9 protein-coding genes are annotated in these 9,585 nt (G+C 46.3%); 6 read left to right on the top strand and 3 right to left on the bottom strand.

Annotated elements, in window-relative coordinates; translation table 11 throughout:
• Positions 1 to 27: 27 nt before the first annotated feature.
• Positions 28 to 1,212, top strand: a complete 1,185-nt coding sequence (locus tag ACRC27_RS05835; protein ID WP_438639410.1) for an O-antigen ligase family protein — start codon at positions 28 to 30, stop codon at positions 1,210 to 1,212.
• A gap of 12 nt (positions 1,213 to 1,224) precedes the next feature.
• Here the strand turns inward: ACRC27_RS05835 and ACRC27_RS05830 are convergent, their stop codons facing one another.
• A complete protein-coding gene (locus ACRC27_RS05830; protein WP_438639409.1) occupies positions 1,225 to 3,000 on the bottom strand; it encodes a polysaccharide deacetylase family protein in 1,776 nt (591 codons plus the stop codon).
• A 75-nt stretch (positions 3,001 to 3,075) separates the two neighbouring features.
• Positions 3,076 to 4,023: an ADP-glyceromanno-heptose 6-epimerase gene (gene rfaD, locus ACRC27_RS05825; RefSeq protein WP_438622690.1), complete on the bottom strand. Its 948-nt coding sequence runs from the start codon at positions 4,021 to 4,023 to the stop codon at positions 3,076 to 3,078.
• Positions 4,024 to 4,146: 123 nt separating this feature from the next.
• Here rfaD and ACRC27_RS05820 point away from each other — a divergent pair, with 123 nt between their 5' ends.
• The 3 genes from ACRC27_RS05820 (at position 4,147) to tdh (ending at position 7,353) form a co-directional block, all read left to right on the top strand.
• The gene (locus ACRC27_RS05820; protein WP_438622691.1) at positions 4,147 to 4,797 is read left to right on the top strand and encodes a TetR/AcrR family transcriptional regulator; all 651 of its coding nucleotides are present in this window, start codon (positions 4,147 to 4,149) and stop codon (positions 4,795 to 4,797) included.
• Positions 4,798 to 5,036: 239 nt separating this feature from the next.
• On the top strand, positions 5,037 to 6,230 hold the full coding sequence (locus ACRC27_RS05815) for a glycine C-acetyltransferase (RefSeq protein ID WP_438639408.1): 1,194 nt from the start codon (positions 5,037 to 5,039) through the stop codon (positions 6,228 to 6,230).
• 97 nt (positions 6,231 to 6,327) lie between these two features.
• Positions 6,328 to 7,353: an L-threonine 3-dehydrogenase gene (tdh, locus tag ACRC27_RS05810; RefSeq protein WP_438622723.1), complete on the top strand. Its 1,026-nt coding sequence runs from the start codon at positions 6,328 to 6,330 to the stop codon at positions 7,351 to 7,353.
• A 178-nt stretch (positions 7,354 to 7,531) separates the two neighbouring features.
• Here the strand turns inward: tdh and metJ are convergent, their stop codons facing one another.
• Entirely contained in the window at positions 7,532 to 7,849 is a 318-nt protein-coding gene (gene metJ, locus ACRC27_RS05805; RefSeq protein ID WP_438622693.1) for a met regulon transcriptional regulator MetJ, read from the bottom strand.
• A 276-nt stretch (positions 7,850 to 8,125) separates the two neighbouring features.
• Between metJ and metB the strand changes: the two genes are divergently transcribed.
• The gene (gene metB, locus ACRC27_RS05800) at positions 8,126 to 9,277 is read left to right on the top strand and encodes a cystathionine gamma-synthase (RefSeq protein WP_438629004.1); all 1,152 of its coding nucleotides are present in this window, start codon (positions 8,126 to 8,128) and stop codon (positions 9,275 to 9,277) included.
• Between the two features lie 4 nt (positions 9,278 to 9,281).
• Positions 9,282 to 9,585, top strand: a 304-nt coding sequence (locus ACRC27_RS05795) for an amino acid kinase family protein (protein ID WP_438639407.1), incomplete at its 3' end; no start/stop codon positions are given.

The following is a 9,585-nucleotide window of genomic DNA, read 5'->3' as shown; positions in this document are numbered from 1 at the left end:
AGTCAGCTTAATTGAGAGCCCTATTTCATGAAGTGTATTTTATTAATACCGTATATTTCACTGTTTATGCTAATGCCTATGTTTAATATGGGGGCATACTATCAATCGAAAATAGTGATTGTTTGTGCAATATTAAACTATCTATTTTTATCTCATCGTTATGGATTTAAATACTGCTTGAATAAAAGTAAGTCAGAATGGGTGTTCTTATTCTCTATTTTACTCTATATTATTATTTCTGGTTTATCGTATTTGCTACATGGAGATGACATGGGAACAATAAGAGCTTTTTTACATGCGCTTATTTTTGTTTTCACAATAAAACTCCCTGAAAAAATCAATGACAACCTGATTGCCTCAGTGATCGGTCTGGGTGGGATATTATTAGGCTTACCCGCTATGTATGAATACCTTCAAGGGTATAGTCGAGTAGGGGCTTATTTAAATCAGGTTATTTTTGCACAAGTGGCGATTGTTGTATTTTGCATTAGCGTATTTTATCTTTTTAAAAAAAATATCAGTGGTGTTGTTCGCGGGGTTGTTTTTCTTGCCACATTAGTCACCTTTTTATGTGTGATTTTTTCTGGAACGCGCGGGGCATGGTTATCGCTACCAATTATATTGATAGGTTTAGTGCTCTCTATTCGTAAAGAAAGCTATTTTAGTCGAAAACATATTGTTATCTCCGCTGTTATTGCAAGTATTGCTCTGGCCTTTACTTATCCAGTAATTGTTGAACGTTACGATCAAGCTGTAAATGATATAAAACTGTACGATAAAAATAACCCTAATTCTTCGGTCGGTGGGCGGTTATATATCTGGGAAGCCTCTTGGTTGATGATAAAACAACATCCTATTGTGGGTGTGGGCACTAATGAATTTAAAGATAAAATAAATTCTTACGTAAATTCAGGTATAATTGAATGGCAATCACAAGATTTACTACATTCACATAATGAATATATTTATGCATTTGCTATTAAAGGGATATTTGGGTTATGTGCTTATTTATTTTTGATTTTAAATCCGTTAATCAGTGCGTGTAAATCTTCATCAACCGATTTTTTTAACAGAATATTACTTTCTACTATTATTGTAGTGTATCTGGTATTGGCTGTCTCTGATGTTCCATTAAAGTATTCTGTAAATATTTATATGTATACTTTAGTTGTTTTTTGGCTTATTTCCCGATTATCTCTTAAAAAAGTGTAACAACAAGGCATCCTAAGATGCCTTGTTTGCTTTCCTAAAATTATAATTCCCTTTGATTTTTCGCCAAAAACCAAAAGTGTCTGTGCGTGGGAATATAGCAATGCGCCTAATCTGGTATAAGTCTTCATGCAGCGCTAGCGGCCCACTATTGGTTGCTACAGCAAAATTAAAGCTTAGTTTTCTTGCTATTTCTTTACTCTCTTCATTATGAATGCCGTAAGGATAAGCAAAAGAGGTTAACTTACTATCAAGTAAAGCTTCAAGTTGTTGCTTGTTCTCACTAATCTCATATTGTTGATGGGTATAATCAAGCGTATCAAGCTTTGGATGTGTGAGTGTATGCCCACCAATTTCAATATATCCAGAGTCGGCTAGTTCACTTAGCTCTGACGGTGTCATTAAGTTTACTTTCTTCTCTGGGTTATCCGGGTTTTCAACATCCCAACGATTAAAGTGCTCACCCGTTACGGCATATACAGTAGCTTTGAAATTATATTTTTTTAGTAACGGAAGCAGTAACGTTAAGTTATCTTTATATCCATCATCAACAGTGATCATGAAATATTTTTTTCCAAATTCAAAACGGCTTATTGTGCCTTTTTCTTGAAGCTCACTGAACGTGAGTGTTTCATATCCTAGTTTTTTTAATAAGCGAAAATGCTTATCTAGCATGTCAATGTGTAGATAAGTGCCATGTACACCTTTTTCACTCTCATCAGTAATAAAACGGTGATACATAATCACTGGGATTTCATGTTTACGAGTATAAACATACTCACTTTGATAGCGATATTCGAGCTGATCAACTACATGCTGGGTATTATAACTTTCAGCAACAAGATGGCTGATATTCTCATCTGTATATTGTGTTGCAAGCGCTGCGTTAATTTCAGTTTTTAACTGGCCAAAATCAATATCCAGATCTTTCGGGCCGATATCACCAAAATTGCTCTCCATCGCGGTGTGAATATTGCGTTGCGTGATAAGACCGATAGCATTCGCTTCACCAATGGCAACGGTTGGACGCCCCATCAGCAGCGCTTCAATTGCCACTCGACCAGCACCAATAACCACATTACTTTCAGCTATAGCCTGCTCAATATCATCTCGGTAACCGGCAAAATTTACTTTTGAAGCAAAACGGGTAAAACGCTCTGGCACTTTACTGCCCGTATAAATACGGATATCCCATTTATCTAAATCAAGCACTTCATCTAATAAACGGTAGCACAACTCACCTTTAGGGCCTGTGAGTCGACCGATTATCGTCACCACAGGGCGCGTATGTAATGGAGCGCTTACACGCTGATAACGTTCAATATCAATACCATTACGGCCAATACTTACTGCGCGCTCAGGCATGCCAAGTTCATTAATCAGCTGAGTTGCGACAGCTTCACAAACCGCTATAGCATGGCTACCCATGGCAAGAAAGGCTTTGCGTGAAGCATGTACCGGCTGGCGGCCATGTACCGTGGTTACCATAGGTGTGCCCGTGAGCTTACAGGCAATATGACAACTCCAGCTTGATGCACGTGAATGAGCATGAACCAATTGGATATTATGCTTGCGAATTAAATAGATTAAATAAGCAACATGCCAAAATCGGTGGGGTATGCTTCGCTTATTAAATCGTAACGAGAAATAGTGACCGTTAACCGGTTTAGTCAGTGTATCAGAGACATAGTAAACTGCGTGTCCACGGCGAGTGAGCTCATTTCCTACCGTTGTGGCATATACTTCTGCACCGGTTACTTCTAATTGTGAAAGTGCCATTAAGATATTCATGTCAACCACGCGCCTCTGAGACAGAAAAACGGGCTAAAAAAGCCCGTAAGTTTAATATGTAGTAAAGCGTACAAACTACCGCTTATTCAACCACACCATATATTCCGCAACCCCTTCGGCCACAGTTTTAAAGGGTGCGGTATAACCGGCAGCACGCACTTTGGTTAAATCTGCTTGCGTGAATGCCTGATAGCGGCCTTTCAAATGCTCAGGGAATGGGATGTATTCCACGTTGCCTTGCTGATGATGCGCAATTACCGCATCGGCAACAACCTGAAATGACTCTGCATTACCTGTACCGCAGTTAAAGATACCGGAAACGCCGTTATCTAAAAACCACAAATTCATTGCAGATACATCACCTACATACACAAAATCACGCTGGAACTGCTCGCTACCGGCAAATAACTTCGGGTTCTCACCCTTATTGATTTGGGTATTGAGGTGAAATGCTACACTCGCCATGCTGCCTTTGTGACCTTCACGCGGGCCATACACATTGAAATAGCGGAACCCGGTGATCTGTGACAAGGTTTCGCCATGCGCTTTGGCATCTTGCCATAAACGGCGTACATAGTTATCAAACAGCTGCTTTGAATAACCATAAACGTTCAGAGCACCTTCATATTCACGCTCTTCAATAAAATCGTGATCGCGGCCACCGTAGGTTGCGGCAGAAGAGGCATACAGGAACGGGATCTCACGCTCTAAACAAAAATGCAGCAGCTCTTTAGAGTACTCATAGTTGTTCAGCATAACGTACTTGCCATCCCACTCAGTGGTAGCAGAACATGCGCCTTCGTGGAATACGGCCTCAATATCACCGAAATCATCACCTGCCATAATTTGGGCGATAAAATCTTCTTTATCCATATAATCGGCAATATCAAGATCAACGAGATTGACGAATTTCGTGCCATCTTTCAAGTTATCGACCACCAGAATATCGGTGCGTCCGCTATCATTGAGCGCCTTGATGATGTTGCTGCCGATCATGCCGGCGCCGCCTGTGACGATAATCATGGATCGAATACCTCTTTATAACCCGATAGATAATGCGGTCGACAATGCAGTAGACGGTTTGCCCAGTCAGCGCAGTCAGTTATGATGAACGCAAGCAAAGCCGTGTTGAGGAGTGCTGAGCAGATGAAAACCCGTGATCGCATCATTCACGCCAGCGTAGAGCTGTTTAATGAACGCGGCGAACGTAATGTCACCACCAACCATATAGCGGCTCATCTGGGGATCAGCCCCGGCAACCTGTATTATCATTTTCGCAATAAAGAAGACATTATACACGCCATTTTAAGCGAGTATGCAGCACATTTGGCGCTAGCATTTCAGCCAAAACAGCCATCTGACTTTAGTTTAGATGTACTGATGGGCTACCTTGATGCCATTTTTTATACCATGTGGCGTTACCGTTTCTTCTATGCGAATCTGGCAGATTTACTCAACCGTGACAGTCGTTTACAGCAACAGTACCTGACTGCTCAGGCCGATCTGGATCAAAAACTGATTGCCATTATGGGGAATATGCAGGCCAACCATTTACTCGATATATCGGCCGACGCACTGCCCGAATTTGTGCACACAATGAAACTCATTGTTACTTGTTGGATCCCTTATCAGAGCGCACAAGCCCCCAGTAGCCAAATTACGCGTCAGGTGGTGTATCAAGGGGTGCTCAGTATGCTCAATTTAATGCGTCCGATGATGACACCTGCCGGTAAAGAGCGTATCGCCCGTCTGACTGAGCACTACCATGCGCAATTGGCCCGCGAACTAAAATCATAGCACAACGTCATATTATTTATGGAAAGCAGCCACAGAGTGTGTGCAAGCGCACAGATTGTCGGCATTCCATCCTCTCTATAAAGCAGGCTATCGGTCTGCTTTACTCTTTTTTGACAGATTCCGCTGCACAAGCTCTCAATTCTGGTGTCAAACACTCTGAAAATGGCCGATTCTCAGTAACATAAGCAGCAACTTTGCTGGCTGTTACAGCCATGACCTCATAAGGGAGAGACGCCACAATGTCTGCCAATTTTTATCAACAAATTCGCGATCAAATTACACAAACCCGTGATGACGGGTTGTACAAAGAAGAGCGCATTATCACTACTGCACAGCAGGCCGATATTGCCGTTGCCGATGGCCGTGAAGTCGTCAATTTTTGTGCTAATAACTATCTAGGATTAGCCAACCACCCAGCACTGATAGCGGCAGCTAAAGCCGGTATGGATAGCCATGGTTTTGGCATGGCCTCAGTGCGTTTTATCTGTGGTACACAAGACAGCCACAAACAGCTTGAAGCACGTTTAGCCCACTTTTTGGGGATGGAAGACAGCATCTTGTACTCCTCTTGCTTTGATGCAAACGGTGGCCTGTTTGAAACCCTGCTGGGCAGTGAAGATGCGATTATTTCCGATGCGCTGAACCACGCCTCGATTATTGATGGTGTGCGCCTATCCAAAGCAAAACGCTACCGGTATGCCAACAACAATATGGCCGACCTTGAAGCACAACTGCAACAGGCCAGAGCCGATGGCGCACGCCATATCATGATTGCTACCGATGGCGTTTTTTCGATGGATGGCGTGATTGCCGATCTGAAGTCAGTCTGCGATCTGGCTGACTGCTATAACGCGCTGGTGATGGTGGATGACTCACATGCGGTGGGCTTTGTGGGGGCAAACGGGCGCGGTACGCACGAGTATTGCGAAGTCATGTCGCGCGTTGACATTATTACCGGCACGCTCGGTAAAGCGTTGGGTGGTGCTTCGGGTGGTTATACCGCAGGAAAAAAAGAGGTCATTGAGTGGCTGCGCCAGCGTTCACGCCCTTATCTGTTCTCAAACTCACTGGCTCCGGCGATAGTCTCCGCGTCGATGGCCGTACTCGATCTGCTCGAAGAGGGCGCAGCCCTGCGCGCGCGCCTGTGGGAGAACGCCAACTATTTCCGTCAGCAGATGAGTGCAGCAGGTTTTACACTGGGTGGCGCAGATCACGCGATTATTCCCGTCATGATTGGTGATGCCAAGCAAGCCGCTGATTTTGCTGATGCACTGCTGGCTGAAGGTATCTACGTGATTGGTTTCTCCTTCCCAGTTGTACCTAAAGGGCAGGCGCGTATCCGTACTCAGATCTCCGCTGCGCACAGCCGCGCGCAGCTTGATCATGCTATTGAGGCCTTTACCCGCGTAGGTAAACAGCTTGGCATTATCTGATGTTAACTACATCTGATGTGAACTACTGCGCTCAACGTCATCTATTGTGCCGCAAGCCATCACGTTGGGCTCTGACAAAATCATGGGGATCACCGCAATGAAAGCACTGGCTAAACTCAAACCGGAAGTCGGCATCTGGATGACTGACGTGCCACAACCTCCGATGGGCCACAATGATCTGCTGATTAAAATCCGCAAAACCGCGATTTGTGGTACAGACGTGCATATTTATAACTGGGATGACTGGTCACAGCGTACGATCCCCGTGCCGATGGTCGTCGGTCATGAGTATGTTGGTGAAGTCGTGGCAATGGGACAAGAGGTACGCGGTTTTCAGATAGGTGATCGGGTGTCTGGTGAAGGGCATATCACCTGTGGCCACTGCCGTAACTGCCGTGCGGGTCGTACCCATTTATGCCGCAATACTACCGGTGTCGGTGTTAACCGTGACGGTGCATTTGCTGAATATTTGGTGATCCCTGCATTTAACGCCTTTAAAATTCCCGACAATATCTCTGATGATCTGGCCGCGATTTTTGACCCCTTTGGTAACGCGGTTCATACCGCGCTGTCGTTTGATCTGGTGGGCGAAGATGTGCTGATCACCGGCGCTGGCCCTATCGGGATCATGGCTGCGGCAGTCTGTCGCCATGTAGGTGCACGCCATGTGGTGATCACCGATGTGAATGAGTACCGCTTGTCGCTGGCGCGGAAAATGGGCGTGACCCGTGCGGTCAATGTGGCACAAGAGAGCCTGACCGAGGTGATGCAGCAACTGGGTATGACCGAAGGGTTTGATGTGGGGCTAGAGATGTCGGGCGTGCCGAGTGCTTTCCAGAGTATGCTCAGTGCCATGAACCATGGCGGTAAAGTGGCCATGCTGGGTATTCCACCCAGCGATATGGGGATTGACTGGACACAGGTGATCTTCAAAGGGTTGTTTATCAAAGGCATTTATGGCCGTGAGATGTTTGAAACCTGGTATAAAATGGCCGCGCTGCTGCAATCGGGTCTCGATCTTAGCCCTATCATTACGCACCGTTATGCGATTGATGATTTTCAGCAGGGGTTTGATGCCATGCGCTCAGGCCAGTCGGGTAAAGTGGTGTTGAGCTGGGATTAATTGTTCAGGCGTACAGTGCCGGCTTGTTGGCTTTGGTATACAAAGCAGGTGTTCTGGCCTCACTGAGATCCCTAAATAGTTGCATTTAAAGAATAGGGATAACAAAAAGCCTAACTGCACAAGCATGTTAGGCTTTTTTATCGGGATCACTTTTTATCGAGATGACTTTTTACCAAGATTAATATTCCCAGCTGTCAGGGTCGATTCCCATCTGGCGCATAATCTCTTTTGCCTCAACCGGGATCTCATCGTGGCGCTCTTTGCCCAGATCATCATCAGTTGGCAGCGGCTGACCGGTAAAGGCGTGCAAAAAGGCTTCACACAGCAACTCGCTGTTGGTGGCATGACGCAAGTTATTCACTTGGCGACGAGTACGTTCATCAGTCAGAATTTTAAGCACTTTCAGCGGGATAGAGACAGTGATCTTCTTCACTTGCTCACTTTTTTTACCATGTTCCGCATAAGGGCTGATGTATTCGCCATTCCACTTTGCCATAAAACACCTTGCAACGCGTCATCATCACACTGTGTGATGTTCCGTAATCAGATAAGGAAATAAGAATAAGGGTACAATTCTAGCGGTTAATCTGGAGGCTGACAATCTAAACGCAAAGATGTTTAGACATCTAGATGTGTTGACGGCTAACGTGAAATGCCGTTACTCTACTTCCAGCAAGTGCGATCACGCATAGCCAAAAATTAAGCAACACACGATGATGAACAGCAACAGGCTGTGCATCCCCCAATACCGTAGCTAGGGAAAGCGAAGCGTATGACATATAAACAGGCAACCTCAGCCATTCGCAGTGGCCTGAACAATGACGACCAGTTTGGCTGCGTTGTTCCCCCTATTCACCTCTCATCCACCTACAATTTTACCGAATTTAACCAGCCACGGGTACACGATTATTCACGCCGTGGTAATCCGAGCCGTGATGTGGTGCAGCAAGCATTGGCTGAACTGGAAGGCGGTGCGGGTGCGGTGATGACGGCCAGCGGTATGGCGGCCATTCATCTGGTCTGTACCGTTTTCTTGCAAGCCGGAGATCTGCTGGTCGCCCCACACGACTGCTACGGCGGCAGCTATCGCTTATTTGATAGCTTAAGTAAACGTGGTGCGTATCGGGTGATTTTTGTTGATCAATCCGATCCGCAGGCACTGGCGGCGGCACTGGCTGAGCAGCCCAAACTGGTGTTAATCGAAACGCCAAATAACCCGCTGCTCAGAGTAGTTGATATTGCCGCTATCACCGAGCAGGCCCATCAAGTTGGCGCGAAAGTGGTGGTCGATAACACCTTTCTGACACCGCTGTTGCAACAGCCGCTGGCCTTGGGCGCAGATCTGGTGGTGCACTCGTGCACTAAATACCTCAATGGCCACTCCGATGTGGTGGCTGGTTGCGTAATTGCCGCCGATCCCGCACTGGTGACTGAGCTGGCATGGTGGGGCAATAATATCGGGGTTACTGGTTCGGCGTTTGACAGCTATCTGCTGCTCCGCGGCCTACGAACGCTTGGCCCGCGCATGCGACAGCATCAGGAAAATGCGCTAGCGATTGTCGATTATCTGCGTCAGCAGCCATTAGTTGGGAAACTGTATCACCCTTCACTGCCTGATCATGCCGGCCATGCGATTGCTTGCCGTCAGCAAAAAGGCTTTGGGGCGATGATAAGCTTTGAACTGAACGCCGATGTGGCCGAATTTGTGGCACAATTGCAGCTGTTTACACTGGCAGAATCGCTCGGTGGTGTAGAGAGCCTGATTTCACATGCCGCGACGATGACACACGCAGGAATGACCGCCGCTGCGCGTGCCACTGCGGGCATTAGTGAGAATTTACTGCGGATCTCTGTCGGTATTGAAGATGTAGAAGATTTAATTGCTGATCTGGAGCGTGCCTTCCAGACAGTTGCGAAGAGGTAACTTGATGAGCGTACAAAGCGGAGCCAAGATCCGTCAATTGCATAAATTTGGCGGCAGCAGTCTGGCCGACCCAAGCTGTTATCAGCGGGTTGCCAAGATCATGGCCGAGCACAGCCAGCCTGATGATCTGATGGTTGTTTCTGCTGCGGGCAGCACAACCAACCAGCTGATTGCGTGGCTCAAATTGGCCTATACCGATCCTCTGGCGGCTCATCAGGCACAGCAAGCGCTGCGCCGCTATCAACTGGGCTTGATTGATTCATTGCTCAGTCCAGACGTTGCCGCAGAATTAAGTGCGCTATTTTTGG

Source organism: Plesiomonas sp. (assembly GCF_051650925.1).
GTDB lineage: Bacteria > Pseudomonadota > Gammaproteobacteria > Enterobacterales > CAMTGL01 > Plesiomonas.
Note: the sequence above shows the minus strand (reverse complement) of the source record. Positions and strands in the feature narration are given on the sequence as shown.